This is a genomic window from Halomonas sp. PA16-9 (assembly GCF_009728585.1).
GTDB classification, from domain to species: Bacteria; Pseudomonadota; Gammaproteobacteria; order Pseudomonadales; family Halomonadaceae; genus Vreelandella; species Vreelandella titanicae.
On the sequence record NZ_CP040452.1, the window covers coordinates 777,882 to 804,857 of the forward strand.

Below are 26,976 nucleotides of genomic sequence, written 5' to 3' on the forward strand. Positions count from 1 at the left end.
AGCTATTTTCTTCGCCCACTTAATCCACATAAAGAGGGTCTATTCAGGGCGCCCTCAGCTTTCACATACCCCCTTCGGAAGACTATAACTAAGCGGCTCTTTATCGCATTAAACACACCGTCCCTGCTATTAGTCATAGCCATGGTACTTTTCACAATTCTTCCAGTGATAATGTACACATTGGACGGTTACCTTAAAACCTGAATTGGCAAAGCAATACAGCGCTCATAGGCGCTCTTACGCCAGGAAGCGGGCGCAGCGACTTCCTATCAAGAGAGGGTCGACTCAGGCCAAACGACAAAAAAACGTGATACGATAATCTTTTTTATTCGTCATATTTTCTGTCGTTTTTAGCGACAACCTCACCGCAAAGGGAATCAACTTTCACCATGTCGTCAGCTAAAGACTGCGTCGCTACGCTTATTGATGACTTCCAAAAGCGTCGGCCAATTCGCGCCGGCTCATTGATTATTACCGTCTATGGCGACTCTATCGTTCCTCGGGGCGGTACCGTGTGGTTAGGCAGTCTATCGAAACTGGTGGAGCCCATCGGTATCAATGAGCGGCTGGTGCGTACATCGGTTTACCGGCTGACCAATGAAACCTGGCTACGGGGTGAAAAGGTCGGTCGTCGCAGCTACTATCGGTTGAGTGGCCCTGGTCGGCGTCGTTTCGAACAAGCCTTCAAGCGTGTCTATCACGGCGCCCAGCCAGCCTGGTCGGGACAGTGGACATTGGTATTGCTGACACAGCTTCCCCAGACCGGCGCCAGCAGATTCGTGATGAGCTTGAATGGCTAGGCTTTGGTAGTTTTGCTCAGGGCGTGCTGGCGCATCCAACGCTGTCATGTGCAGAGACCATGGCGGCCTTGCAAGAACTAGATGCAGCAGACGATACGATTGTAATGCAAACGCAGGCAATGGAGCCCATGACCAGTAAGCCGCTGCGTCTCCAGGTCAGAGAGAGCTGGAACCTCGACGAATTAGCCGAGCTCTACCAACGCTTTCTCGTTAAGTTTCGCCCACTCTGGAACGCGCTCAACGCAGAGAACAATTTGGGGCAGGAAGAGTGCTTCATTGCCCGCACTTTGCTTATTCATGAGTATCGCAAGGTTCAATTACGCGACCCCCTCCTGCCTGAGGAACTACTCCCCACGGCGTGGGAAGGACGCTACGCCCATCAGCTCTGCCGCAACCTTTATCGTTTGCTCTACGAACGTGCAGAACGCTGGTTGGATCAACATCTGGAAACCGCCGAGGGCCCACTACCCGCCCCCGGCCCCAGCTTCTACCAGCGCTTCGGCGGGCTGGATTGAACGCCTAACAAGACTGCTTAATCAGTCGTCACATCGAGCATAACGCACCTTATGGCTGTGGCGACTGATCCAGCGTCTGCTGTTTAGGCTGAGTATCACCAGCCAGCAAGGTTGGACGGTCAGCATCGAGTTCTGCCAGCGGTTCACAGGGCTCCAGGCTGTCCCGACAACGGCCCACTAAGCGCTGATACTCCTGGGTACCCTGCTGTTTCCAGTCGAACTCTTCATCACTCAGCGCGCGCTTAACCTTTGCGGGTGCCCCCATCACAAGTGACTGGGGCTCACACTCGAAGCCCGCCTTAACGAACGCTGCCGCCGCAACGATAGATCGTTCGGCAATGTTGGCGCCGTCCATCACCACGGCATTCATGCCGACCATGGCATCACGCCCAATCACGCAGCCATGCAGTACCGCGCCATGGCCGATATGGCCATCCTTCTCAACCTTGGTGACGCAGCCTGGGAAGCCGTGCATCACACAGGTATCCTGAAGGTTAGATCCCTCTTCCAGCACCAGCCGCCCGAAATCACCACGCATCACCGCGCCGGGGCCTACATAACAGTTGGGGCCCACGATTACGTCGCCAATTAACACCGCAGTAGGATGGACATAGGCGGTCGGGTGTACCACCGGCGTCACCCCTTCAAGTCGATAGTAAGGCATAACACTCTCCGTTAGCTTGATTGGCCGTGTGGGGTGCTGCCCCCATCGCCCGCTCTTCGAACTGTTCGGCCCCTGCCCCATCAGTTGTGTAGCCACCTAGGGTTATCGCGCCTTTGCTGCGCTGATTGCGTCATGGGGCGCTCCTGCGCTCAATCTATCTTGATACGCAACATCAACTAAGATTATATTTTACGTAACAAAACATCAAACACTTTACCTGTCGCCGTCTACTGAAGAATGGGCACACCGCTATCTAAAAACTCGACGCACCCTGCTGTAAGTCAGTTTTTTAGACGACCTTGGTTTTTTTATACCATCGTCTAACAATTATCTTATATTCGCAAAAAAGTCACACAACTTATTGTTAATAAATAACAAACTACCAACAACACCAACAAGCGACACATTATAATCACCCATATAATATTGATGTGTATCAAAATAAATCTATACTCGGCAGAGATTCATCCTGTGGATCACAGGCCGAACGGTCACTGGCGGGCACCGCCGACCGCGAAAAGGGCATGCGCCTTCCAATAAAAACGACCTGCCACTTTTCAAGGGCACTGACACAAGGACATTACCCATGAGCCAAGCGCCCCTGCTTTACAGCGTGGAAGACGGCGTCGCCTGCATCACGCTGAACCGCCCCGAAAGCTTGAACAGCTTCAATACCGAAATGCATGCCGAGATGCGCAAGGTGCTAAAAGCCGTGCGCCAAGACTCAAGCGTTCGCGCTTTGCTGCTGACCGGCAGCGGTCGAGGCTTCTGCGCCGGCCAGGATCTTTCCGACCGTAGCGTCGCGCCCGGCGCAGAAGCCCCCGACCTCGGCGAGTCGCTTGAGAAACGTTACAACCCCATGCTGCGCGCCCTTAAAGACATGCCGTTCCCGACCATTTGTGCGGTGAACGGCGTGGCCGCAGGTGCCGGTGCCAACATCGCCCTGGCCTGCGACATCGTATTGGCCGCGCGCTCGGCAAGCTTTATTCAGGCCTTCTGTAAGATCGGTTTGATTCCAGACTCTGGCGGTACCTGGACATTGCCTAATTTAGTGGGCATGGCTCGCGCCAAGGGCCTGGCGATGCTGGGCGACAAGCTCCCCGCCGAGACCGCCGAACAGTGGGGCATGATCTGGCGCTGCGTCGACGATGAGGCGCTTCAAGAAGAAGCCATGAGCATGGCTCGCCACCTGGCCACTCAACCAACCCATGGCCTAGCGCTGATTAAGCGCGCCCTGCATGCCAGCAGCGATAACAGTTTCAACGAACAGCTCGACCTGGAACGCGACCTTCAGCGCCTTGCTGGGCGCAGCGAAGATTACCGCGAAGGCGTTAGCGCTTTTATGGAAAAACGTCGCCCCACCTTCAAGGGAGAGTGATATGCCAGCCATTCTCTCTACCGCCACTATTAGCATCATCAGCACAGGCGCCATTAATGCCTTGACCGATAGCCGTTTGGTTATCGAGGCTATCGTCGAGAACCTTGGGGCCAAGCATCAGGTGTTTGCTCGGCTCGAAGCCCTATACGAGGAAAGCTTCCATGCATGATTCCCAACTGACCCCGCAGCAACTGGCGGAAGCCTGCGCCGAGGCAATGTTTTCCCGCGACCATGCCAGCCAAGGGCTGGGGATGCGCATTACTCGCGTGGCTCCCGGCTTCGCCGAACTGACCATGACCGTGCGTCAGGACATGGTGCAGGGGCACGGCAACTGCCATGGCGGATTTCTGTTTGCCCTGGCTGACTCAGCCTTCGCGTTTGCCTGCAACAGCTACGACGAAGCCACAGTAGCCTCCGGTTGCAGTATCGACTATCTCGGCCCCGGCCAGCTGGGCGACGAGATCACCGCCACCGCCGAGGAGCGCAGCCGCCGCGGGCGTACCGGCATTTACGACATTACATTGCGCAATCAGCACGGCGATACCGTTGCCTTGTTCCGCGGGCGTTCCTACAAAATTCGCGGCAGCGTACGCCGCCTGGAAGACACCGCTGCTGGAGATAACCAATGAAAGAGGCGCTGATCATTGAGCGCTTATAAGCCCATTACTAAAGCCATTTCATCGCCCATGGCGCATTTAGAAATTAGTCCAATAACAACTAGCTTGATCGGAGACCCCTGATGAATCAGCCCGCAACGCGTATCAACACCGCGACTCTCGATCCCCTGGAAACCGCCAGCGTCGACGAGCTGCGCGCCACTCAGGTCAAGCGCCTGAAGTGGAGCCTGAAGCACGCTTACGACAATGTGCCGTTCTACCGCCAGTCCTTCGACAAGGCTGGAGTGCATCCCGACGATATCCAGACGCTGGAGGATCTCGCCAAACTGCCTTTCACCACCAAGGCAGATTTGCGCGACAACTACCCGTTCGGCATGTTGGCCACACCGATGAGCGAGATCGTTCGCATCCATGCCTCCAGCGGCACCACCGGCAACCGACGGTGGTAGGCTACACCCAGAACGATATTGATGTGTGGTCTGATGTGATGGCGCGCTCGATCCGCGCCGCCGGCGGCAGCCGCAACGATAAGGTGCATGTGGCGTATGGCTATGGTCTATTCACCGGTGGGCTGGGCGCGCATTACGGTGCCGAACGCCTGGGCTGCGCGGTGATCCCCATGTCGGGCGGCCAGACCGAGAAACAAGTTCAATTGATCCGTGATTTCGAGCCGGACATCATCATGGTCACCCCCTCGTATATGCTCAACATCGCGGACGAGATGGATCGCCAGGGCATCGACCCGCGCACGCTGCCCTGCCCCTTCGCACCGGCATTTTCGGTGCCGAACCCTGGACCGACAGCATGCGCACGGCCTTAGAGCAGCGCCTGGGCATCGACGCCCTCGATATTTACGGTCTCTCTGAGGTAATGGGCCCGGGCGTAGGCATGGAGTGCCTGGAGACCAAAGATGGCCCGACCATCTGGGAAGATCATTTCTACCCCGAGATCATCGACCCGGTCAGCGGTGAAGTGCTACCCGACGGTGAATACGGCGAGCTGGTGTTCACCACCTTGACCAAAGAAGGCCTACCGGTGATTCGCTACCGCACCCGTGACCTGACCCGCCTACTACCGGGCACCGCGCGCCCCATGCGACGCATCGACAAAATCACTGGCCGCAGCGACGACATGCTGATCATTCGCGGGGTGAATGTGTTCCCCACCCAGATCGAAGAACAACTGCTCAAGATCGCGTCGCTTTCTCCCCACTACGAGATCGAAGTCAGCCGCCAAGGCAATATGGACATGGTGCTTGTTCGTGTAGAGGCGAATCATCATGACATCGCCCGCGACCCCGTAGCTTGTGAAGAAGCCGCGCTACAGCTCCAGCATGCCATCAAGACGCACATTGGTATCAGCACCCAGGTCGAGGTTTGCCCGGTAGAAAGTGTTATGCGCTCGATGGGTAAGGCTAGGCGGGTAAAAGATCTTCGCTGATTCAGCCTCTCTAGCGCCTAGCCGCCGTTTAGCGCCACCCCCTCTCAGGCAAAGCCCTTTAAAAAACTCCTTTAAGGGGCTTTTATGCGCCTAAACAGTCAACTTTAGCTAGAAAAATCGGCACATCAAGAATCATTTATAATTAGCGATTTTTCCTTTATAAACCAATAGCCTTGGATTCATACGTTATCATAAAGTCTTAAAGTGACACACAAAAATACTTATTGATAAAATATTTCGTGTCACTATACTTTAGGAAAGATAAGCCACACTCCCTGATATGCCGACGCCGCGGAGGTCTCTATGTACGCGCAGCTCGTTGAAACCGGTTCTAACAAACTCAAAACGCTTGATGAGATGAGCCCTGAGGAACGCCAGTTCCAGGAGCGCATCAATGATGAAATTAAAATAGAACCCAAGAACTGGATGCCGGACGCCTACCGCAAGACCTTGATCCGCCAGATCTCGCAACACGCCCACTCAGAAATCGTCGGCATGCTGCCGGAAGGCAACTGGCTGACACGGGCACCAACCCTCAAGCGCAAGCTGCAGCTAATGGCCAAAATTCAGGATGAGGCAGGTCACGGCCTGTACCTCTATAGCGCTATGGAAACCCTGGGTGCCGACCGCGACGAAGAGATCGACAAGCTTCACGATGGCCGCGCCAAGTACTCCAGCATCTTCAACTATCCAACGCTCAACTGGGCAGACATGGGTACCGTCGGCTGGTTAGTCGACGGCGCAGCCATCGTCAACCAGGTGCCGCTTCAACGCACCTCCTACGGCCCCTATGCGCGCGCCATGATTCGCGTATGCAAGGAAGAGAGCTTCCATCAGCGCCAGGGTTATCAGATTCTGCTGACCATGATGCAAGAGGGCACCGACGACCAGAAAGCCATGGTGCAGGACTCTATTAACCGCTTCTGGTGGCCAGCACTGATGATGTTCGGCCCGTCCGACGAAAACTCTCCTAACAGTGCCCAGTCGATGGCCTGGAAGATCAAGCGCCATAGCAACGATGAGCTGCGACAGCGCTTCCTCGACCAAACCGTACCGCAGCTAGAGCTGCTGGGCTGCACCGCCCCTGATCCGGATCTCAAATATAACCAAGAGACCGGCCACTACGAGTTCGGTGAAATCGATTGGCAGGAATTTTTCGACGTAGTGAAGGGTAACGGCCCCTGCAACCGCGAGCGCATCGAAGCACGCCGCAGCGCCATCGATAACGGCGCCTGGGTACGTGAAGCCGCCGTGGCCCACGCCGCCAAGCGTCAGCACCGAGCAGCCTGAACTGGCCACGCCTGCTTGGGCACCCATGAAAAGCAATAACTCAATTTTTTAGAACCCTATTTTTAAAACGCTATCTTTTAAAACAACATGGAGTCTTGCGAGACGAGACTCCTCTGACCACTGAGGCTTTTCTCATGGCTGACTGGCCCCTCTTTGAAGTTTTTATACGCAGCAAGCACGGTCTTAACCACAAGCACGTCGGCAGTGTGCATGCAGCCGACCGCCGCATGGCAATCGAAAACGCCCGTGAGCTGTACACCCGTCGCAATGAAGGGGTGAGCATCTGGGTGGTTCCGGCCAGCGAAATCACCGCCTCGTCTCCCGATGAGAAAGAGCCGCTGTTCGACCCGTCTAACGATAAGGTCTATCGCCACGCATCCTTCTACAAACTGCCGAAAGAAGTCGGCCACATGTAAGGGAGGTAGCGATGCAAAACATATCTCATCGAAGCTCGGCTCAGAAAAACACAGCTCAAAAACACAAACCCCGTTGATTGATTACCTACTGCGCCTTGGCGACAACGCCTTAGTACTCGGCCAGCGCCACGCACAACTGTGCGGCAAGGCACCAGCGCTGGAAGAGGAACTGGCCTTAATGAAACGTGGGTCTTGATCTGTTCGGACAGGCACGCAACTGGCTTGGCTATGCTGCTGAGCTGATGACTGCTGACCTGGAAGGCCAGGGCCATGATGCCGACTATTTAGCCTTTCGCCGCGATGCCCAGGATTTTCGCAACCTGTTGCTCGTTGAACAGCCCAACGGTGACTTCGCCGACATCATGGGGCGCCAGTTCCTGTTCGATGCATGGCACGTCCACCTGCTTGACGGGCTGTCTCACTCCAGCGACCCACGCATTGCTGAAGTGGCCGCCAAGTCGCTTAAGGAAGCAACGTACCACCTACGTCGCTCCTCTGAATGGGTTATTCGCCTGGGTGATGGCACAGAGGAGAGCCACACCCGTATGCAGCGCGCGCTCAACAACCTCTGGCAGTTTACCGGTGAGCTACTGCAGGGCGACGAGATTGATCAGGCCATGATAGAGGCCGGCATCGCGCCTGACCCGGAAACCATTGCCGCCCACTGGAAAGCCACCGTGGAAGAGGTGCTTGAAGAAGCCACGCTGGAGCGGCTTCTTACGACGCCTGGATGTATACCGGCGGTAAAGTCGGCCATCACACCGAGCACCTGGGCTTTTTATTGGCGGAAATGCAATACCTGCCGAGGGCATATCCCGATGCGACTGTCTGGTAACTATCCATCTGCGCTTAGCGATAATTGGCCCTCCAGCGACTTGATCGGCAGCGACCGCAGCGGATTGCCGCCAGCCGGTGACGAAGGCGATATCAACGCCGTGCTGGCGGTTTTACAGGAAGTGCCAGACCCGGAAGTGCCGGTGGTCAGTGTGGTTGAGCTGGGCATTGTGCGCGATATCGCTTGGCTTGATGGACGGCTGGTGGTCAATGTGACCCCAACATACTCCGGCTGCCCGGCCACAGAAGTTATCGAACAGCATATCCATGAAGCGTTGGTGGCCGCTGGCTATTCAGACCCGCTGATTCAGCGCCGCCTGTCGCCCGCCTGGACCACCGATTGGTTGACCGAAGCCGGACGCGAAAAGCTGCGTGCCTACGGCATCGCGCCACCGGTAGAAAGTGCTAGCAAACGTAGCCTGACGGGCCAGTCTGACCCGGTAGTGCCCTGCCCTTTATGTGGCAGCAACGCGACCGAACGCGTCAGCGAATTCGGCTCTACGGCTTGCAAGGCGCTCTACCGCTGCCGCGATTGCCTGGAGCCTTTCGATTATTTCAAGTGTCTGTAAAACGACGAGACCATTTCCCATGAGCCGATTTCACGCCCTAACCGTCAAGGATGTGCGCAAGGAAACCCATGATGCCGTTTCCATTGCCTTCGACGTTCCCGATGACCTGCTGGACGCCTTTCGCTTTACCCAAGGGCAGTACCTGACGCTACGTCGCGACATCGAAGGTGAGGATGTCCGTCGCTCCTACTCGATTTGCACCGGTGTCCACGAACATGAGCTGAGAGTCGCCGTCAAGCTGGTGCCGGGCGGCAGCTTTTCCACCTTTGCCAACCAGCACTTGCAGCCCGGTGACCGCCTGGAAGTAATGCCGCCCCAGGGCAAGTTCTTCGTGCCGCTCGACCCCAGCCGTGAAGGGCACTATTTGGCGGTGACCGCTGGCAGTGGTGTCACGCCCATTATGTCGATTGTTTCCACCACCCTGGAGAGCGAGCCAAAGAGCCGCTTTACCTTAATCTATGGCAATCGTTCCACCACGGGGACGCTGTTTCGCGAACGCCTTCAGGATCTCAAGGATCGCTACCTGGAACGCCTCAACATCATTTACGTGTTCAGCCGCGAACAACAGGAAATCGATCTTTACAACGGCCGGATCGACGCCGACAAATGCAACGCCCTATTTGACCGTTGGGTAGACGTATCCAAGCTCGACGCCGCGTTTATCTGTGGCCCGCACGAAATGACCGAGATCGTGCGTGGTGTTCTGACCCAACATGGAATGCCGAAGGAAAAAGTGCACTTCGAGCTGTTCACTACTGGGCTACCGACGGCAGGCACCAAGCGCCGCCAGGCGACGAAAGCGGCTCAGCTGAAAGCTGAAACCTCGCACATTAAAGTGATCATCGACGGCCGCACCATTGAATACGACCTGCCCCGCAATACCCAGAGCATCCTGGACGCGGGTAACGAGCACGGGGCCGATATACCTTTCTCATGCAAGGCTGGGGTGTGCTCCACCTGCAAGTCCAAAGTCATCGAAGGCGAGGTGGAAATGGACGCCAATTACGCCCTGGAAGATTACGAAATCGATGCCGGCTACGTGCTGTCCTGCCAGTGCTATCCGATCAGCGACAGGGTGGTGCTTGACTATGACGAGGTATAAACCCTAACCCACCTACTTCCAAGCCGGCAAACGCGTCGGCTTAGTCTATGTTTTGCGGGAGAGTACGCAATGTCAGTTTTACAGAGTTACATCGCAGGCCAGTGGTTCGGAAAGACCGAGTCCAAAGCACTGATTAGCGCCATTAACGGCACAACCGTTGCGCATACTCACCAAGAAGAGATCAACTTCCGTGAAGCGGTGGCGTATGCCCGCAACACCGGTGTGAGAAATATGCTGGCATTGGATTTCCAGCAGCGGGCCGCCATTCTTAAAGCGCTGGCCGCCTATATCCAAGAGCGTAAGCGTGAGCTGTATGCCATCTCTCACCACACTGGCTGCACTAAGGCCGACTCCTGGATCGACATCGACGGCGGTTTCGGCACCCTATTTACCTACGCCTCCACGGGCCGCAAGGAACTGCCCTCCGGCAATGTGGCCCATGAAGGCCCGGTGACCCAATTAGGTAAGGATAACCACTTCAATGGCACCCATATTCTGGTGCCCCGCCGCGGCGTCTCTGTGCACATCAATGCGTTTAACTTCCCCATTTGGGGCATGCTGGAGAAGTTCGCGCCGGCCTTTCTGGCAGGCATGCCGTGTATCTTCAAACCGGCAACCGCCACTAGCTACCTGACCGAAGCAGCCGTGCGTGTCATCAACGACTCAGGCCTTCTGCCGGAAGGGGCGCTGCAACTGGTTATCGGCGGGGCCGGTGATTTACTGGATCACCTGGAAGAGCAGGACTTTGTCACCTTTACCGGCTCGGCAAACACCGCTCTCAAATTAAAAAGCCACCCTAACATCATGGCGAAGAGCATCCCGTTCAACGCCGAGGCGGACTCGCTCAACAGCGCCATCATGGCCCCGGATGTTAGCCCGGAAGACGAAGAGTTCGAAATCTTTGCCAAAGAAGTGGTCAAGGAGATGACCGCCAAGGCAGGTCAGAAATGTACCGCGATCCGCCGAATTTTAGTGCCTGCCGAGCATCTGGATGCATTGGCGAACACACTTAAGTCGCGGCTTGCCAACATTGTGGTCGGTGATCCTCATGAAGAAGGCGTACGCATGGGCGCGCTCTCTTCCCGTGACCAATTGAGAGACGTTAACCACGCAATTGAACAACTGCTAGAGACTAGTGAGTGCGTCTTCGGCAGAGACGGCAGCTTTAAGCCTGTCGGCCAGGGTGTTGAAAACGGCGCCTTCATTACTCCCCACTTGCTGATCAATCGTAACCCGTTGAACGACGGCGGCGCTCACGACATTGAAGCCTTTGGCCCCGTCGCGACGCTAATGCCCTACAGCGGCATCGACGAAGCCCTGACCATCGCCGCCAAGGGCAAGGGCAGCTTAGTGACCACGCTGACCACGAAAGACCCTGCCATTGCGGCTGAAATGATCCCCATTCTGGCCGCCCATCACGGCCGCCTGCAGATTCTGGATGCTCAGGCGTCAAAGGAATCCACTGGCCACGGCTCTCCGCTACCGATGCTCAAGCATGGCGGGCCCGGCCGCGCAGGCGGTGGCGAGGAACTCGGCGGCATTCGTGCGGTTCACCACTATCTACAGCGCACCGCCATCCAGGGCTCTCCGAGCATGCTCGCGGCAGTCACAAAGGAATATGTGCGTGGCGCCAAGGTGATCGAGACTGACGTCCACCCGTTCCGCCGCCATTTCGACGACCTGCAGGTTGGGGAGTCACTGTTAACCCACCGCCGCACCGTCACTGAAGCCGACATCGTCAATTTTGGCTGCCTTTCCGGCGACCACTTCTATATGCACTTCGACGACATTGCCGCCAAAGAGACCCAGTTCGGCCAGCGCATTGCCCACGGCTACTTTGTGCTGTCTGCCGCTGCGGGTCTATTCGTTTACCCAGGCGAAGGCCCCGTACTGGCTAACTACGGCCTGGATACACTGCGCTTTATTACACCTGTGTTGGTCGGCGACACTATCCGCGCCCGCCTAACCTGCAAGCGCAAGATTGATCAGGGCCGAACTTCTCCCGATGGGCACCCACAAGGCGTGGTGATGTGGGACGTAGCGGTGACCAATCAACATGATGAACTGGTCGCCAGCTACGACATTTTAACGCTGGTCGCGAAGCGGCAGTAACGCCCCAGCCGATACAACCAGACAAAAATGTAATACAAAAAAACGGATGACAAGGCACTTAACCCTGTCATCCGTTTGTTTAGCAAGGACGTTAATAGAACCGTATTAATAGCGTAGTTTTAATACAGTAACTGCGGCAGGAAAAGCACGATCGCTGGGAATATAAGCACCAGTAGTGCGCGTATGGTACCGGCGACCCAGAAAGGGGTGACGCCGCGGAAGATAGTGCCTGTCGATACGTCCGGTAATACGGCACGCAGTACGAACACGTTCATACCGACAGGAGGCGTTATCAAACTGATCTCAATGACGATAACCACCAGAATACCGAACCACACCAAATCATAGCCAAGCCCCGCCACGACCGGGAAGAAGACTGGCACGGTCAGCAGCATCATGGACATGCTTTCGAATACACAGCCTAGCAGTACGTAAATGGCCAAGATGACGAGAATAACCACGAAGGGGGCCACGTTCAGCCCGGTGACCAACGCCAGGAGGTCATTGGGAAGCCCCGCGCGGTTAATGAAATTAGCAAAGATTAGCGCCGTCAACACCACCGCAAACAGCATCGCTGTTGTTCGCACAGTGTCCATCAGGACATTCATGAGTATAGTCGACGTCAAAGCACGCTTGAGCAGCGCAATCACAAAGGCACCCATTGCGCCAATACCCGCCGCTTCCGTTGGGGTGAATATACCCAAATAGATGCCGCCGATAACCAATACGAACAGCGCCAGGGTACTCCCCACATTTTTTAGGGCCGCAAGGCGCTCGTTCCAGGGTACTTTTTCGGCCGCTGGCCCAGCGCTGGGATCACGCCACAGAACCCACTTAACCGCGCCGAGATACATCACAATGCCCAATATGCCGGGAATAAAGCCCGCTGCAAACAGTTCACGGATACTGGTCTCAGTAATGATGCCGTAGATCACCAGCATCACGCTGGGAGGAATCAGTATCCCAAGGGTTCCGCCCGCTGCAATGGAGGCTGCCGCCAGCGAGTCCTTGTAGCCGTACTTGCGCATCTGGGGCATGGCAACACGCCCCATAGTGGCGCAGGTCGCAAGACTCGACCCACAAATAGCACTAAAACCACCACAAGCCACGATGGTGGCCATCGCCTGACCGCCCTTACGGTGTCCAAGAAAACCATTGGAGGCCCGGAATAGCGCATCAGAGAGCCCAGCATGGGACACCAAGTTACCCATCAAGATAAACAGTGGTATCACCGATAGACCGTAGTCCCTAGCGGTGTCGACTACCCGGCGCGACGCCATGGCTTCAGCCGCGTTCCAGTTACCGGTCAGGTAGTAGAAGCCCACAAAACCCACGATCCCCATGGCAAAAGCCAGAGGCATGCGCAGGAATACCAATATCAACAGCGCTGCAAACCCATAAAGTGCTTCAATCATGCTTATCTCCCTGGCTGACTGGGCCACCGCACTTAATCACACCCACGCCTTCTAGGAGGTAACTCACCGCTCGACCGAGGGTGAGTAGAGCGGAAAGAAACAGCATGATGGCAATCAGGTAAATAAGGTAACCATCGGGAATGCGTAGAAACTCAGTGACATCGCCCCACTCGAAAGCACGCACGCCCAGTGCCCAAACCCGTGTAGCGATCACCCATAAAGCCACGGCGATAATTAAGTTGACGATCATCTGGCGCAGCCATATCCAGCGCACAGGGAATATGGCATCCAAGAGATCCACGCTAACGTGCTCTTCACGCCAGCATGCTACTGGCAGTGACAAGAACACCACAGCGGCCAGCATCTGCTGGGTCAACTCGACGGTTCCAAGGATAGGTAAATTAAAGAAATAACGGCCTACTACATCAGCAGTCGTCAGCAGCATCAAGGCAAAGAGGGTGGCACCCGCCACCCCCTCCAGCGCCAGCTGCATGACCCTACCGACATTTGACCAGCGAGACGTCAGGATCTGCATAGTCGCCCTCCACTTGGCGAAGGGTAATTATGATTGTGGCACTAAGGATGCCACGCTCTCTTGTGTAGCAGCTTCTTCAAGCTGTTGGTGGAAGTAATCGAGCGCCGCCTGCGCATCGACACCCCGTTCACTTACGTTCTCGGACCAGGTGTCAACCAGATCACTACTGATACCGCGCAGCGTCTCAAGATCTTCGTCGCCGAGGGCTGTAAAGGTATGGCCCTGCTCTTCGGCGAACTCGACGCCCCGCTCATCGGATACATCCATCATGTAGCCAAACAGTCGCGATAACCGCTCACCCGAGACGTCTTCCACAGCGGCACGATCTTCTGCAGACATCTCATCCCAGATACTCGGATTCACTACAATGGTGAAGCTGCCTCGATAAAAGCCCCCATCCACCGTCAAGGTATAGGGAAATACCTCGGCTACCCGAAAGCTTCTAAGGCCTTCCGGCACCAGCATAGCGCCATCAATAACGCCCTGAGAGCCAGCTTCATAGACCCCGGTTGGCGGCAAAGCCACGCCGGTCAGATTAAGGGCATTAGAGAGATCTCCCATGACCCCGCCGCCGACGCGAATGCGCTCGTTCTCTAAATCAGCAAGAGTTTGGTACTGCTCACGACTAAAGATCCAACCCGGGCCATGTACCCCCGCAGCCACCACATCAACGCCGCGATGCTCATCAGCTTGGGCTAAATGCCCTGATGCGTATGCCAATAAGCAGCAGAGGCGTTCTCCGAGGAGAAGTCTTCAAAGGTAGGAAATTCGGGTAACTGAGTGGCCAGAAAACGCCCTGCGTTATAGCCATGGAATACCCAAGTAGCATCAGCAATGCCGTCGGCGACCATCTCCATCTGGGAGGCGGGAGGTCCGAGGTCGTGCACAACGTCAACGGTCACGCGCCCGTCAGTGGCTTCTTCAATCCACGCTTTCCACGTTGGCCATACCATGGTGTTGATGCCGTGATTGGGACCAGCCCAGGTACTCACGGTGATTGTCGTTTTGTGCAAAGGCGGAGGTGCTCAGCGTTGCGGCGGCAATAGCGCCGATCATCAGGTTGTTGTTTTATTCACTTCTCTTTCCTCTGGTCGTCACGAACTGGGTAAAGCGCTCATCGTTTTTGTTGAATGATGTTGATAAGCCATGCGTGCGGTGGGTGAGATTGCTAGTTAATCACTCATTGCGCCTAACGTGATACTTTATTATTAAAATATAGAAATTATACGAATCACGTTATTTATCACAATGCCTTTAGATACGTGGATCATGCAACGATCCATCAACTAATAGATTCTAATACTTAAGTATTAATTTACATTATTAACTTAAACTACAACCACTTACACCAAAAGCATTGTTTCTTCGAGTGACTATCAATGGCTATATGGGGCTATTTTTCGCCCATTCTTTTGTTACACAAATCTTATCTATCAATACACTAACGACACACCACCGGCAAAAATGCGATTTGTCACCTGGGCTCGACTTCCCAGCATCAAGCCTCTAGCCAATTCTCTCCAGTTGCCGTTCAAGCTTGCGCATTGTATTAAGCAGATCACGATATTCACCAACGCTCAGGGTCGACACCAGGCCGGCCTCCCACGCCTGGGCTTCGGGCACTAACTTATTGAGTAGCGCTTGTCCGGCGTCCGTCAGTTGCAAGTCATGTAGTCGCTGATCCTGCTGTGAGGGCGTGCGGCTTATCAGTCCACGGTCTTCCAGTGACTGAATAGCGCGAGACACGCGAGCCTTATCCATATTGGTGTAAGCGCAGACCTTCTTAGCGGTTAAATCATCACAGTGGCTAAGCCAGGCAAGCACACGCCACTGGGCAATATTGAGTTCATAAGACTCGGCATAAAGCTTCTCTAACGCCTGGCTGATTCGGTCAGCTAAACGGTTAAGCTGATAGGGTAAAAATTGGTTGAGATCCAGCTCTACCCTGGCTGAAGATTCCAGTGACACATCGCCGTCTGCTTTATCCATCGTCATTTTGTTTCTCCTAAAGCCACCGTTTATCAGAAGTGGTGATGACCAAAATCCGCACGATAGCTGGGAATGTAGGCTCCAGCAATGCACCTATCATAAGGTGGAACAGTGCCGACAGATACTCTCCCTTGCAACTAATTTAACGATTTTATTTATTATACTTAAGTATTAATTTGCAATAATCACCTGATTTATTAAGAATTATCGTCAATACGATGCAAAAGACAGAGTGATTCGTCCATGAAACATTGGACATTTAGTTTCATTAGAAACTATCCTTCAAGCACACAACAATTCAATGAATACCTGAATCACCCTGATAGCACCGGAGATATCATGAGCAAGAAATTCGCGTCCCATGCCGATACCGAAGAGAAGAAGATCAGCTTCACCAAGCTGGCAGAAGGGCTCTATGCTTACACTGCTGAAGGTGACCCCAATACGGGCATCGTGATTGGCGATGACAGCGTGATGGTTATCGACACCCAGGCAACGCCCGTCATGGCTCAGGATGTCATCCGCCGTATCCGCGAAGTGACTGACCTACCGATTAAGCATGTGGTAATGACCCATTACCATGCCGTGCGTGTTCTCGGCGCTTCCGCATACGATGCAGAGAATATCTACGCTAGCCAGAACACCTATGACCTGATCAACGAGCGTGGTCAGCAAGACTATGAGTCAGAAGTCGGTCGTTTCCCTCGCCTGTTCAAGGGTGTGGATTCTGTGCCTGGCTTAACCTGGCCAAACATAGTTTTTCAAGAAAAGCTGACGGTTTACATGGGTGAGCGTGAGGTACAAATCATTCACCTAGGCCGCGGACATACCAAGGGCGATACCATCGTTTGGTTACCTCAGGAAAAAGTAATGTTCTCCGGTGACCTCGTTGAGTATGGCGCCACCCCTTACACCGGTGACGCTTACCACGAGGACTGGCCTGCCACGCTTGATCGCCTGCAATCCATGCAGCCCCAAAAGCTGGTGCCCGGCCGCGGTGATGCACTGCAAACTGCCGAACAGTGCCAGGAAGCCATTCAGGGCACTCGCGACTTCCTAAATGATATGTATGGAAGTGTTAAAGCGGGCAAGGCGGCGGGCAAGTCTCTCTCCGAGTGTTACGCCGAGACCTACGCGGTACTTAAGCTGAAGTATGGTCACTGGGTCATCTTCGATCACTGTGTGCCTTTCGATATCACTCGCTGCTACGACGAAGCAGGCGGCGAGTACCCGGATCCCCGCATCTGGACGGCAGAACGCGATACCGCTATGTGGCACTCGCTACAGGACGCCGTCGAAAATCAGTAAGTGCCACCAGTGACACCCACTGATCATGCCCAGCAGTCGGGTGTCACGCACCCGACGCTGAACGGGAGCAAATAGATGCCAACAACCTATAAAAATCCTGTCTATCCTTATCGGCGCCCGCCTGAACTCGATATTCAAGAAGTTCGCCACTATCCGGTAGTGATTGTCGGAGCGGGACCTAGCGGCCTCGCCGCCGCCATCGACTTGGCTCACCAAGGCGTTAATTCGATTCTTCTGGACGATAACAACACCGTTAGCGTGGGGTCGCGGGCCCTGTGTTTTGCTAAACGTTCGCTGGAAATTGTAGACCGCCTGGGTTGCGTCGAGCCGATGCTTGCAAAAGGCGTCACCTGGCAGCACGGTCGCGTCTTCTTCCAGGATCGCGAGGTCTATGACTTCAACCTGCTGCCAGAAGACGGCCACCGTATGTCCGCCTTTATTAACTTACAGCAGTATTACTTTGAAGAGTTTCTGGTCAACCGCACTCACGACTTTCCAGAGCAAATTGACCTTCGTTGGAAACATAAGGTCATTGATGTCGATGCTCAGCCTGAGTGCTCCGCCATCAAGGTCTCTACCCAAGACGGTGATTACCAGCTGACTTGTGACTACCTCCTCGTCTCGGATGGAGCTAACAGCCGAATCCGAGACATACTGGGCCTTGAGTGCAAAGGCCAAGTATTTCAGGACAGATTCCTGATTGCTGATGTGGTGATGAAGGCCGACTTCCCTACAGAACGCTGGTTTTGGTTTGACCCGCCCTTTCATCCCAATCAGTCAGTCCTGCTGCACAAAGAACCGGACAATGTGTGGCGTATCGACTTTCAATTAGGATGTGATGCTGACCCGGAAGAAGAAAAGAAAGAAGAGAACATTCGCCCACGAGTTCAGGCAATGCTTGGCCAAGACGTGGAGTTCGAGCTTGAGTGGGCCAGTGTCTACACCTTCCGCTGCCGTAAGATGGATAATTTCATTCACCATAGCGTGATATTCATAGGTGACGCGGCTCATCAGGTATCCCCCTTTGGCGCCAGGGGCGCCAATGGTGCCCTACAGGGTGTGGATAATTTAGTGTGGAAACTAGCCCGCGTTCTCAAACAGCAGGCGCCAAAAACGCTTTTGTCCACCTACAACACTGAGCGCCAGCATGGCGCGGCAGAGAACATCCTTAACTCGACCCGCGCCACTGATTTTATTACCCCGAAGAGCCATATCAGCCAAGTGTTCCGAGATGTGACGCTGGAGCTGGCTGAGAAACATGCCTTCGCACGTAGCCTGGTCAACAGCGGTCGCCTTTCCATGCCCTGCCGCTATGACACCTCACCGCTCAATACACCCGATGTTAATGGTGGCCCGAGAGAACTGCGCCCCGGCAGCCCGGCCAAGGACGCTCCCATTCGATTGAGAGAAGAGAACGCCTGGCTACTCAATCAATTTGGCGATGGCTTTGTGTTGTTACTCGACGGCCGCTTTGAGGATGGACACACCGACACGCTTGCCGCGCCGTTGAAAGAGCTGTTAGGCCGTCGCACTGATTTAAGCCTGGTGGTCGTTGGCCCAGCAACGGATGAGCTTAGCGCTCTACCGCGCACAACCATCGTAGACGATTCCGAGGGGCTAGTGACACAACGATATGGCCTGAAAGCAGGTGGCGGGTACCTTATTCGCCCTGATCAACACGTTGCTGCCCGCTGGCACGCCATCATGGCCCGCAGGGTTGAAGACGCATTAGACCGCGCGCTGGGCGTTTATCTTGCGGGTGCCGCTGACACTACCTTCCAGGAAAGCTGCCATGCCAAGGCTTGAGCTGAATTCGAACTTCACTGATCCAGACGCCTTTTACGCTGCGCTCACGGCGCTACATCGCGACCGCAGCGAAACAGAGAGCGAGCGCATCAATGCACGCCTGATTCTCTTACTTGCTAATCACATCGGCGATCAAACCGTGCTTGAAGAAGCGATTTCCCATGCGGTTGGTGATGGCGATCAATAGCCGCGCCCCTTGGTTTATCAACATACAGTTTTATCAAAATATAGCTTTATCAAAATAACGTTCCAATAAAGCAGGTCTTAACAATGAATGAACAATTGAAATATCAAAATGGATTTCATAATCACTTTTCAACCGAAGCGCTGCCGGGTGCACTGCCGATTGGGCAAAACTCACCTCAACGCTGTGCTTATGGCTTGTACGCTGAACAACTAACCGGTTCCGCATTCACAGCGCCACGTCATCAAAACTTTCGCAGTTGGCTTTACCGCATTCGCCCTTCTGTCGTTCAGAGCGCTTACCAGCCACTAGAAAATAACAACGTACACACGGCCCCGTTAGACAAGCCAGCGGCGGATCCTAACCAGATGCGCTGGGATCCCGTTTCATTACCTAATGAACCGACTGATTTTATCGATGGCTTGTTTACCATTGCGGTGAACGGCGATGCGGGTACTCAAGCGGGCGTGGGCGTGCATGTCTACACCTTTAATAAGGACATGACCGAGCGGTTTTTTTACAACGCCGATGGAGAACTGCTTTTCGTTCCGCAAATGGGGGCCATTCGTCTACGTACCGAATTTGGTGACATTGAGATCGATAACGGTGAAATTGCCGTCATTCCTCGCGGTGTGAAATTCCAAGTGCGTAAAGCTCAGGGTGTTGAGGCTGCACGGGGGTATATTTGCGAGAACTACGGTAGTCCTTTAGAGCTGCCCGGCCTCGGCCCTATCGGGGCTAACGGCCTAGCAAACCCGCGTGACTTCCAAAGCCCTGTGGCGGCCTATGAAGACCTGGAGGGCGACTACCGCCTAGTGGCTAAGTTCTCTGGTCGTTTCTGGGAGAGCAAACTCGACCACTCACCGTTAGATGTGGTGGCGTGGCACGGCAACTGCGCGCCTTATAAATATAATCTCGCCAACTTTAACACCATCAATACGGTGAGCTTCGACCATCCGGATCCGTCAATCTTCACCGTATTGACATCACCCTCCGATACACTGGGAATGGCTAATATTGATTTTGTGATTTTTCCGCCACGCTGGATGGTTGCCGAGAATACCTTTAGGCCACCCTGGTTCCATCGCAATCTAATGAGCGAGTTTATGGGGCTTATTCATGGCGAGTACGATGCAAAAGCGGAAGGTTTCACCCCTGGTGGCGCCAGTCTACATAACTCAATGTCGCCCCACGGCCCCGATGCTGAGACCTTTGAAAAGGCCTCCAACGCGGAGCTTAAGCCCCACTTCATAGGCGATACACTGGCCTTCATGTTTGAAAGCCGCTACTTCTTTCACCCGACCCCTGCGGCACTGAATGCTGACTTCCGTCAACGTGATTATGTGGATGTTTGGTCGACGCTGCGCTCCCACTTCAACCCAAGCCAGCCCTGAACCCTATACCACCCTGACGACAAGGATTGAATCACTATGAAACTGGCAACACTTAAGAAGGGCCGCGACGGAGAACTCATCATCGTCTCGCGTGACCTCTCCCGCGCTGTGAGCGCCGTTGATATTGCTCCCACACTTCAGGCTGCCCTCGAGAACTGGGAAGCGGTTAGCCCTCAGCTTGAAGAGCGCTATGCTCAGCTTAATAAAGGTGGTGCTGAAAACGCGTTTAAGCTTGATCAGAGTGCGCTGCACTCCCCTTTACCGCGTGCCTATCAGTGGGCTGACGGCTCCGCCTATCTGAACCATGTCCAGCTGGTACGCCAGGCGCGCAATGCCGAGATGCCTGACACCTTCTGGACAGACCCGCTCATGTATCAGGGCGGTAGCGACTGCTTCTTGGCACCCACCGACGATATCGAGGCGGTTAGTGAAGAGCATGGCATCGACTTTGAAGGCGAGATCGCGGTCATTACGGGTGACGTACCGATGGCAGTATCCCCGTGGAAGCCGCCAAGCACATTAAGCTAGTGATGCTGGTCAACGACGTGAGTCTGCGTGGTCTGATTCCAGGTGAACTCGCAAAGGGCTTCGGCTTTTTCCAAGCAAAGCCCGCCTCTTCTTTCTCGCCCATTGCGGTGACCCCGGATGAACTGGGCGATGCCTGGCAGGATGGTAAAGTGAACCTGCCACTGACCGTGCACTTGAATGGCGAGAAGTTTGGCGAGCCTGAAGCCGGGCCAGATATGATTTTTAACTTTCCACAGCTGGTGGCCCATGCGGCTAAGACCCGCTATCTCGGTGCCGGCGCTGTCATTGGTTCAGGCACCGTTTCCAACCCAGACCCCGACGGCGGCCCTGGAAAGCCGGTGGCTGACGGTGGCGTTGGCTATAGCTGTCTAGCCGAAGTGCGCATGGTGGAGCAGATACTGTACGGCCAGGTAAAAACTCCCTTTATGCGCTTTGGCGACCGGGTTCGTATCGAGATGTTTGACCGCAATGGCAACAACATATTTGGTACGATCGATCAGCAAGTAGTGCAGTACCAGCCCAAATAAAGGATGGCAACATGACGACGCTTTACGGCTATTTCCGCTCGTCGGCTGCTTACCGGGTGCGTATTGCCTTAAACCTTAAGGGACTGGATTATGACCAGATCCCGGTCAACCTGGTGAAAGGTGAGCAACGGGGTGACGACCACCTGATGCGCAACCCTCAGGGGCTAGTGCCTAGCCTGGTGTTGGACGATAGCTCGGTGATTAACCAATCACTGGCGATCTGCGAGTATCTCGATGAAGTGCACCCAGAGCCCGCCCTGCTGCCGATTAACGCGTTAGAGCGGGCTCGGGTTCGTGCGCTCGCTCAGTCGGTGGCCTGCGAGATTCACCCACTCAACAATCTGAGGGTACTCAAGTATCTAGTGAGAGGAATGGGAGCGGATGAAGCGGCTAAGCTAGCCTGGTACCACCACTGGATTGCCCAGGGTTTCACCGCCCTGGAAGCAACGCTCTCCAATGCCCCCAGCAGCGGAGATTTTTGCCATGGTGACACCCCAACGCTTGCGGATATCTGCCTAGTTCCCCAGGTGTATAACGCAGAACGCTTCGAGTGCGATTTGTCAGCCTATCCGGCGATCCAACGTATCGTTACCAATTGCCGTTCACTGCCAGCCTTCGAAAAGGCAGCACCAGAGGCGCAGCCTGACGCCAGCTAAGTCAAGCTATACTTAGCTGGCTAACATAAGCGGGCGTCTTTCCATTCGGGAAGGCGCCCGCCTCGTGTCCGAAGGGGCATCACGTCCAACCATAAGGAGTTAAGGGGTGCTAAAGCTGCCCTCTACCGCCACCGTCGTGGCCCTAGCCGCGGTGACTGCACTCGGCCCGCTGGCGACGGATATGTACTTGCCAGCCATGCCCGCCATGGCAGAAGCACTGAATACTGGCCCAGACCGAATACAGCTGACCCTTAGCCTCTATATGGCTGGATTCGCTCTGGCCCAACTATTGTGCGGGCCAATCTCTGATCGCTTTGGCCGCCGCCCGGTGATGATCGCAGGGTTATCGCTGTTTCTCGCTGCGAGCCTACTGTGTGCCTGGGCGCCTAGCGTCGAGTGGTTACTGGCAGGCCGCTTTTTGCAGGCCTTCGGCGGTGCTGCTGGACCGGTATTAGCACGGGCAGCGGTACGTGATATTCATGGCCCCATCGAGGCCGGACGTATCCTCGCCTATATGGCAAGTACCATGGCGCTCGCCCCTGCTCTGGCCCCTGTGGTAGGCGCGGGGTTACTGCTGTTTTTTGGCTGGGAATCGGTGTTCGTGGTGCTGGCGCTCTACGCGGCAGTGATGCTGGCGGTGCTGATACTTATGCTGCCCGAGCCGTTGGCGAAGGAGCGGCGGCAATCGATCCACCCGAAATCCGTACTGGCTAACTTTCGCTTACTACTGACTCAGCGTGCCTTTATTGGCTACACCTTGGTGAATGCTGCCGCGTTCTCCGGGTTATTCGCGTACCTTTCTGGCTCATCTTTTGTGCTCATCGAGTACATGGGCGCCGCACCTACCCTGTATGGCGTGCTGTTCACGCTGATTGTCGCGGGCTTCTTCGTCGGGACGCTGGTCAGCGGCCGATATAGCCACCGCTTGGGTCGTGATCGCCTCATTACCCTAGGCACCGTAATCTGCGCAACTGGGGGTGTCGTCATGGCGGGCTTGGCTGCCGTTGGCGTCCATCACCCCTGGGCGGTGGTGGGCCCCCATATAGTGTTTATGCTGGGGGTGGGCATTTTGATGCCACAAACAATGGCCGGTGCACTGGCGCCCAACCCTCAATGTGCAGGCGCGGCATCTTCCTTGTTTGGTTTTCTGCAAATGACAATTGCCGCTGTGGTAGGTGGATTAGTCGGGCAATTCCACGACGGCAGCTCGCGCACCATGGCCTTGACGATCGGGCTGATGGGGCTACTCGCCTTGCTAAGCCACTGGCTGCTGGTACGCCGCCGAAAAGAGGCTTAGTGGGTCGTTGTATAGATGCATAGCAAAAGGCCACGCATTACGTGGCCTGTTCTTACCTATATGAGTCAACTCAAGCGGCTTCGACAGCGATGGTCTTCGAGTGACCTTCGCGTAGCTCCACCAGCAACGTCTCACGGCGCTCATTGGCTTTCTCGGCGGCAGCTTCGCGGACTGGCCCGAAACCACGAATCTCTTCCGGCAGCTTAGCCAGCGCCAAGGCAGTCCCATGATTAGTGCCATCAAGACGAGCCACTAACTCATCGATAAGCTGCTCGTAATCAGCCAATAAGGCGCGGTCGAGCTTGCGGTCGGCGCTGAAGCGGAAAGGATCGAGAGCCGTGTTGCGCAAACCGCGCATCTTTGCCAACGCGCCCATTGCCTTCAGCATCCAGGGGCCGAAGCGGCGCTTCACTGGACGCCCCTGAGCATCCTTACGACCACCTATAAGCGGCGGCGCCAAGTGGAAGGTTAACTGGTAATCACCAGAAAACGTTGCTTTGATCTCATCCAGAAAATCGCTCTGGGTGTAAAGTCGTGCCACTTCATACTCATCTTTATACGCCATCAAACGATAGAGCTGATGAGCAACGGCCTCACTCAGTGATTGGCCACATTTTAGCGCTGTTTCTGCTTCACGCACTTTAGTCACCTGGGTCACGTAACGTTCAGCCCAGGCTCGGTTCTGATAGCGCTCCAGGTGGCGACGATTACGCGCTACCACTTCGTCCAGTGTGGCATTCGCGGACAGTGGCATCTTATCCAGGTGCTGCTGGAGGTAATCGGGTTCCACCGCTGCCAAGCGCCCCAGGCAAATGCTTGGCGGTTCTTTTCCACTGCGACGCCATTGAGTTCTAGAGCACGCTGCAGCGCAGGCTCAGAAAGCGGCACCAGCCCTTGCTGCCAGGCAAACCCGAGCATCATCATATTGGAGAATACGGTATCCCCTAGCAGCTGTTCAGCTAGGCGATTGGCATCTAGAGAAGCAAAGCGTTCATCTCCTACCGCTTCACGCAACATGTTAAGACGCTTGCTGGGCTGCATATCCGCATCGCGATAAAGCACATAATCCGCTGTGGCTAGCTCGGCCAGATTCGCCACAATACGCGTGGTCGGCTGCAGCACATTCAGCGCTTTTGAGAACTCGCCACCACCATATCGCAAGCGATCATCGCATCGGCCTGCCCCGCTTCGATACGTACCTGATTAAGCTCACTGGGCTGAGATGCCAAGCGCACATAGCTCAGTACTGCCCCACCTTTTTGCGCAAACCCCATAAAGTCGAGCACGCTGGAGCCCTTGCCTTCCAGGTGTGCCGCCATGGTGATCAGTTGCCCGACGGTCACCACCCCCGTGCCACCAACGCCCCCTACCAGCAGGTCATAAGGAGCATTCAAAGGGGCGATAGCAGGACTAGGCAAATGCGCTATACGTTTCCAAAAGGCATTATCTGCCGCAACGCCCTGGCCTTTACGCAGCCCGCCACCTTCTACAGTGACAAAGCTGGGACAAAAACCACTGACGCAGGACATGTCCTTGTTACAGGAGGACTGGTCGATTTTGCGCTTGCGACCTAGCTCGGTCTCGCGAGGCACCACCGATAAACAGTTGGACTGTACGGAACAATCACCACAGCCTTCGCAAACATGGTGGTTGATAAACACCCGGCGGGCAGGGTCTTCCAACTGACCGCGCTTGCGCCGACGACGTTTCTCAGCCGCGCATGCCTGATCATAAATCAACACCGTACAGCCTGGAATTTCGCGCAGCTCACGCTGCAGCGTATCCATCTCTTCGCGGCTATGGAAGGTAACCTCTTTAGGGAATTCCTTTTCATGCCCCCGGTACTTCTCCGGTTCGTCACTGACCACCATGACTCGGCGAACGCCCTCATCCAGCGATTGCCGGGCAATCATGGGCACGTTGATTTGCCCATCTACAGGTTGGCCGCCCGTCATGGCAACCGCGTCGTTGAACAGAATTTTATAGGTAATATTAACGTTGGCAGCCACTGCCTGGCGCACGGCCATTGAGCCCGAGTGAAACCAGGTGCCTTCGCCTAAGTTCTGGAAAATATGGCCATTGCCGGTAAAGCGGCTCTTGCCCACCCAGTTAACACCTTCGCCACCCATCTGAATTAGCGATTCAGTGCTGCGATCCATCCACGAAGCCATAAAATGGCATCCGATACCCGCCAGCGCCTTGCTGCCTTCGGGTACCTTAGTCGAGCTATTATGCGGGCAGCCGGAGCAGAAATAGGGCATGCGGCGTACACCGCCGAGCTCCTTAACGCCGGCTTGGCAAGCATCAACGGTTGCCAGCTTGTCGCTAAAATCAATCTTGAAAAAGCGCTCCAAACGCTCTGCCACGAAGCCTGCCAAGAGACGCGGGCTCAGCTCTCCAACAAAGGGAATCAAGGGCTTGCCGGTTTCATCTTGCTTGCCGGTCACGATGACCTCGCCTGGATGATCGGGTTCCGACATGTACTCCTTCAGCTGGCTTTCGATAATGCCGCGCTTTTCTTCAATGACCAGCACCTCGCGCTTGCCATGAATAAACTCAAGGATGCCGGGGCGATGAAGCGGCCACACCATCCCGACCTTATATATCTCAATCCCTAGATCACGCAGTTTGGCTTCATCCAGCCCCAACAAACGCAGCGCTTCAAGTAAATCCAGATGGCCCTTGCCTGTGGTGACTAGCCCAAAAGTCGCCTGTTCCTGGCGAAATAGATACTGATCAATCGGATTGGCCGTGGCAAACGCCTGAACGGCAGCCAGCTTGTGCTCAAGGCGAGTCTCAAGCTGTGGCCCCGGCAGATCGGGCCAGCGGTAGTGCAGCCCGCCTTCCGGCATATCGAAATCGGGCGTTACATATTCTGGCAAGGGAGGCACGTCCACCGACGCGCCACTCTCTACGGTTTCAGAAACGGCTTTGAAACCCACCCAGCAACCCGAGAAGCGTGAAAGTGCATAGCCCCAAAGCCCAAAGCGTTCATATTCCGCCAATGATGCAGGGCTCACTACCGGCATGAACCACGCCATAAAGGCGACATCAGACTGGTGTGGCATGGAGGACGACACACACCCATGGTCATCCCCGGCGACCACCAGCACACCGCCAGTCGGCGAGCTACCGTAGGCATTACCGTGCTTTAAGGCATCGCCCGCGCGATCAACGCCAGGCCCCTTGCCGTACCACATGCCAAACACGCCATCTACTTGCTTATCGGGGTCTGTCTCGACTTGCTGGCAACCCAGCATCATGGTGGCGGCAAGGTCTTCGTTTATAGCAGGGACAAAATCGATGTGGTGCTCTTCCATGGCGGCTTTCGCCCGCCAGATCTCTTGGTCTACACCGCCTAAGGGCGAGCCTCGATAGCCGCTGATGAGTCCTGCCGTGTGGCGGCCATTGTGGCAATCAAGCTCGGCTTGGCGTAAGGCGATACGCACCAATGCCTGGGTGCCTGTGAGAAAGACACGGCCTTCTCCGCGGGTATAGCGATCGGCCAGCGCATAGTCATCGAGAAGATTGTCATCGAGTGCAATATCGAGAGGCTGGGCAATAGAACCCGCCTGCTCAGCGATCGAGGGGGTTGTCATG

Annotated in this window: 18 protein-coding genes and 6 pseudogenes; 18 read left to right on the top strand and 6 right to left on the bottom strand. The window is 55.2% G+C overall.

Features of this window, described 5'->3' with window-relative positions; translation table 11 throughout:
* Window positions 1-389: 389 nt before the first annotated feature.
* A pseudogene (gene paaX / locus FDY98_RS19925) lies at window positions 390-1,315 on the top strand (phenylacetic acid degradation operon negative regulatory protein PaaX).
* A 49-nt stretch (window positions 1,316-1,364) separates the two neighbouring features.
* On the opposite strand, the gene paaY reads toward paaX, so the two are convergent.
* Complete coding sequence (gene paaY / locus FDY98_RS19930) at window positions 1,365-1,979, bottom strand: phenylacetic acid degradation protein PaaY (protein ID WP_027958338.1); 615 nt, start codon at window positions 1,977-1,979, stop codon at window positions 1,365-1,367.
* A 586-nt stretch (window positions 1,980-2,565) separates the two neighbouring features.
* Here paaY and paaG point away from each other — a divergent pair.
* The 10 genes and pseudogenes from paaG (at window position 2,566) to paaZ (ending at window position 11,737) form a co-directional block, all read left to right on the top strand.
* The gene (gene paaG, locus FDY98_RS19935) at window positions 2,566-3,357 is read left to right on the top strand and encodes a 2-(1,2-epoxy-1,2-dihydrophenyl)acetyl-CoA isomerase PaaG (protein ID WP_027958339.1); all 792 of its coding nucleotides are present in this window, start codon (window positions 2,566-2,568) and stop codon (window positions 3,355-3,357) included.
* 1 nt (window position 3,358) lies between these two features.
* Window positions 3,359-3,526: a 3-hydroxyacyl-CoA dehydrogenase NAD-binding domain-containing protein gene (locus tag FDY98_RS28670; protein ID WP_231500638.1), complete on the top strand. Its 168-nt coding sequence runs from the start codon at window positions 3,359-3,361 to the stop codon at window positions 3,524-3,526.
* Entirely contained in the window at window positions 3,519-3,986 is a 468-nt protein-coding gene (paaI, locus tag FDY98_RS19945) for a hydroxyphenylacetyl-CoA thioesterase PaaI (protein WP_027958340.1), read from the top strand. The genes FDY98_RS28670 and paaI overlap by 8 nt, the downstream gene beginning before the upstream one ends.
* 110 nt (window positions 3,987-4,096) lie before the next feature.
* Window positions 4,097-5,414 (top strand): annotated as a pseudogene (paaK, locus tag FDY98_RS19950) (phenylacetate--CoA ligase PaaK).
* A gap of 303 nt (window positions 5,415-5,717) precedes the next feature.
* Window positions 5,718-6,704 carry a 1,2-phenylacetyl-CoA epoxidase subunit PaaA gene (gene paaA, locus FDY98_RS19955; RefSeq protein ID WP_027958342.1) on the top strand — a complete coding sequence of 329 codons (987 nt, stop codon included), beginning with the start codon at window positions 5,718-5,720 and terminating at the stop codon, window positions 6,702-6,704.
* 134 nt (window positions 6,705-6,838) lie between these two features.
* On the top strand, window positions 6,839-7,120 hold the full coding sequence (gene paaB / locus FDY98_RS19960) for a 1,2-phenylacetyl-CoA epoxidase subunit PaaB (RefSeq protein WP_022521442.1): 282 nt from the start codon (window positions 6,839-6,841) through the stop codon (window positions 7,118-7,120).
* 22 nt (window positions 7,121-7,142) lie between these two features.
* Window positions 7,143-7,955: pseudogene (paaC, locus tag FDY98_RS19965) on the top strand (1,2-phenylacetyl-CoA epoxidase subunit PaaC).
* The gene (paaD, locus tag FDY98_RS19970; protein WP_051430487.1) at window positions 7,939-8,523 is read left to right on the top strand and encodes a 1,2-phenylacetyl-CoA epoxidase subunit PaaD; all 585 of its coding nucleotides are present in this window, start codon (window positions 7,939-7,941) and stop codon (window positions 8,521-8,523) included. Before paaC ends, paaD begins: the two are co-directional and overlap by 17 nt.
* A gap of 19 nt (window positions 8,524-8,542) precedes the next feature.
* Complete coding sequence (gene paaE, locus FDY98_RS19975; RefSeq protein WP_027958345.1) at window positions 8,543-9,625, top strand: 1,2-phenylacetyl-CoA epoxidase subunit PaaE; 1,083 nt, start codon at window positions 8,543-8,545, stop codon at window positions 9,623-9,625.
* Between the two features lie 69 nt (window positions 9,626-9,694).
* Window positions 9,695-11,737 carry a phenylacetic acid degradation bifunctional protein PaaZ gene (gene paaZ / locus FDY98_RS19980; RefSeq protein WP_027958346.1) on the top strand — a complete coding sequence of 681 codons (2,043 nt, stop codon included), beginning with the start codon at window positions 9,695-9,697 and terminating at the stop codon, window positions 11,735-11,737.
* 119 nt (window positions 11,738-11,856) lie between these two features.
* Here paaZ and FDY98_RS19985 read toward each other — a convergent pair whose 3' ends face one another.
* The 4 genes and pseudogenes from FDY98_RS19985 to FDY98_RS20000 all read right to left on the bottom strand — a co-directional run bounded on the left by FDY98_RS19985 (window position 11,857) and on the right by FDY98_RS20000 (window position 15,682).
* Window positions 11,857-13,152 carry a TRAP transporter large permease gene (locus tag FDY98_RS19985; protein ID WP_027958347.1) on the bottom strand — a complete coding sequence of 432 codons (1,296 nt, stop codon included), beginning with the start codon at window positions 13,150-13,152 and terminating at the stop codon, window positions 11,857-11,859.
* Window positions 13,145-13,687: a TRAP transporter small permease gene (locus FDY98_RS19990; RefSeq protein ID WP_022521436.1), complete on the bottom strand. Its 543-nt coding sequence runs from the start codon at window positions 13,685-13,687 to the stop codon at window positions 13,145-13,147. Before FDY98_RS19990 ends, FDY98_RS19985 begins: the two co-directional genes overlap by 8 nt.
* Before the next feature lie 27 nt (window positions 13,688-13,714).
* Window positions 13,715-14,743, bottom strand: a pseudogene (locus tag FDY98_RS19995) (TRAP transporter substrate-binding protein).
* A 450-nt stretch (window positions 14,744-15,193) separates the two neighbouring features.
* The gene (locus tag FDY98_RS20000; protein WP_022521435.1) at window positions 15,194-15,682 is read right to left on the bottom strand and encodes a MarR family winged helix-turn-helix transcriptional regulator; all 489 of its coding nucleotides are present in this window, start codon (window positions 15,680-15,682) and stop codon (window positions 15,194-15,196) included.
* Between the two features lie 333 nt (window positions 15,683-16,015).
* Here FDY98_RS20000 and FDY98_RS20005 point away from each other — a divergent pair, with 333 nt between their 5' ends.
* The 7 genes and pseudogenes from FDY98_RS20005 to FDY98_RS20035 all read left to right on the top strand — a co-directional run bounded on the left by FDY98_RS20005 (window position 16,016) and on the right by FDY98_RS20035 (window position 23,376).
* Entirely contained in the window at window positions 16,016-16,984 is a 969-nt protein-coding gene (locus FDY98_RS20005; RefSeq protein WP_027958348.1) for an MBL fold metallo-hydrolase, read from the top strand.
* A gap of 75 nt (window positions 16,985-17,059) precedes the next feature.
* Window positions 17,060-18,790 (top strand): FAD-dependent oxidoreductase, encoded by a 1,731-nt coding sequence (locus FDY98_RS20010; protein ID WP_009286069.1) that lies wholly within the window; start codon window positions 17,060-17,062, stop codon window positions 18,788-18,790.
* Entirely contained in the window at window positions 18,777-18,977 is a 201-nt protein-coding gene (locus FDY98_RS20015; RefSeq protein ID WP_027958349.1) for a DUF2783 domain-containing protein, read from the top strand. The genes FDY98_RS20010 and FDY98_RS20015 overlap by 14 nt, the downstream gene beginning before the upstream one ends.
* Window positions 18,978-19,060: 83 nt before the next feature.
* Complete coding sequence (gene hmgA / locus FDY98_RS20020; protein ID WP_027958350.1) at window positions 19,061-20,368, top strand: homogentisate 1,2-dioxygenase; 1,308 nt, start codon at window positions 19,061-19,063, stop codon at window positions 20,366-20,368.
* A 36-nt stretch (window positions 20,369-20,404) separates the two neighbouring features.
* Window positions 20,405-21,423, top strand: a pseudogene (locus FDY98_RS20025) (fumarylacetoacetate hydrolase family protein).
* An 11-nt stretch (window positions 21,424-21,434) separates the two neighbouring features.
* Window positions 21,435-22,079: a maleylacetoacetate isomerase gene (gene maiA, locus FDY98_RS20030; RefSeq protein ID WP_027958352.1), complete on the top strand. Its 645-nt coding sequence runs from the start codon at window positions 21,435-21,437 to the stop codon at window positions 22,077-22,079.
* A 106-nt stretch (window positions 22,080-22,185) separates the two neighbouring features.
* A complete protein-coding gene (locus tag FDY98_RS20035) occupies window positions 22,186-23,376 on the top strand; it encodes a multidrug effflux MFS transporter (RefSeq protein WP_009286072.1) in 1,191 nt (396 codons plus the stop codon).
* A gap of 70 nt (window positions 23,377-23,446) precedes the next feature.
* Here the strand turns inward: FDY98_RS20035 and FDY98_RS20040 are convergent.
* Window positions 23,447-26,975: pseudogene (locus FDY98_RS20040) on the bottom strand (indolepyruvate ferredoxin oxidoreductase family protein).
* Window position 26,976 lies beyond the last annotated feature (1 nt).

Bases quoted from the DNA above. Each gene is read 5' to 3' on its own strand.
- maiA (WP_027958352.1), top strand. From the start codon at position 21,435: ATGACGACGCTTTACGGCTATTTCCGCTCGTCGGCTGCTTACCGGGTG.
- FDY98_RS28670 (WP_231500638.1), top strand. From the start codon at position 3,359: ATGCCAGCCATTCTCTCTACCGCCACTATTAGCATCATCAGCACAGGC.
- paaG (WP_027958339.1), top strand. From the start codon at position 2,566: ATGAGCCAAGCGCCCCTGCTTTACAGCGTGGAAGACGGCGTCGCCTGC.
- paaI (WP_027958340.1), top strand. From the start codon at position 3,519: ATGCATGATTCCCAACTGACCCCGCAGCAACTGGCGGAAGCCTGCGCC.
- FDY98_RS20005 (WP_027958348.1), top strand. From the start codon at position 16,016: ATGAGCAAGAAATTCGCGTCCCATGCCGATACCGAAGAGAAGAAGATC.
- paaB (WP_022521442.1), top strand. From the start codon at position 6,839: ATGGCTGACTGGCCCCTCTTTGAAGTTTTTATACGCAGCAAGCACGGT.
- paaZ (WP_027958346.1), top strand. From the start codon at position 9,695: ATGTCAGTTTTACAGAGTTACATCGCAGGCCAGTGGTTCGGAAAGACC.
- hmgA (WP_027958350.1), top strand. From the start codon at position 19,061: ATGAATGAACAATTGAAATATCAAAATGGATTTCATAATCACTTTTCA.
- FDY98_RS20010 (WP_009286069.1), top strand. From the start codon at position 17,060: ATGCCAACAACCTATAAAAATCCTGTCTATCCTTATCGGCGCCCGCCT.
- FDY98_RS19985 (WP_027958347.1), bottom strand. From the start codon at position 13,152: ATGATTGAAGCACTTTATGGGTTTGCAGCGCTGTTGATATTGGTATTC.
- FDY98_RS19990 (WP_022521436.1), bottom strand. From the start codon at position 13,687: ATGCAGATCCTGACGTCTCGCTGGTCAAATGTCGGTAGGGTCATGCAG.
- paaE (WP_027958345.1), top strand. From the start codon at position 8,543: ATGAGCCGATTTCACGCCCTAACCGTCAAGGATGTGCGCAAGGAAACC.
- FDY98_RS20015 (WP_027958349.1), top strand. From the start codon at position 18,777: ATGCCAAGGCTTGAGCTGAATTCGAACTTCACTGATCCAGACGCCTTT.
- paaY (WP_027958338.1), bottom strand. From the start codon at position 1,979: ATGCCTTACTATCGACTTGAAGGGGTGACGCCGGTGGTACACCCGACC.
- FDY98_RS20000 (WP_022521435.1), bottom strand. From the start codon at position 15,682: ATGACGATGGATAAAGCAGACGGCGATGTGTCACTGGAATCTTCAGCC.
- paaA (WP_027958342.1), top strand. From the start codon at position 5,718: ATGTACGCGCAGCTCGTTGAAACCGGTTCTAACAAACTCAAAACGCTT.
- paaD (WP_051430487.1), top strand. From the start codon at position 7,939: ATGCGACTGTCTGGTAACTATCCATCTGCGCTTAGCGATAATTGGCCC.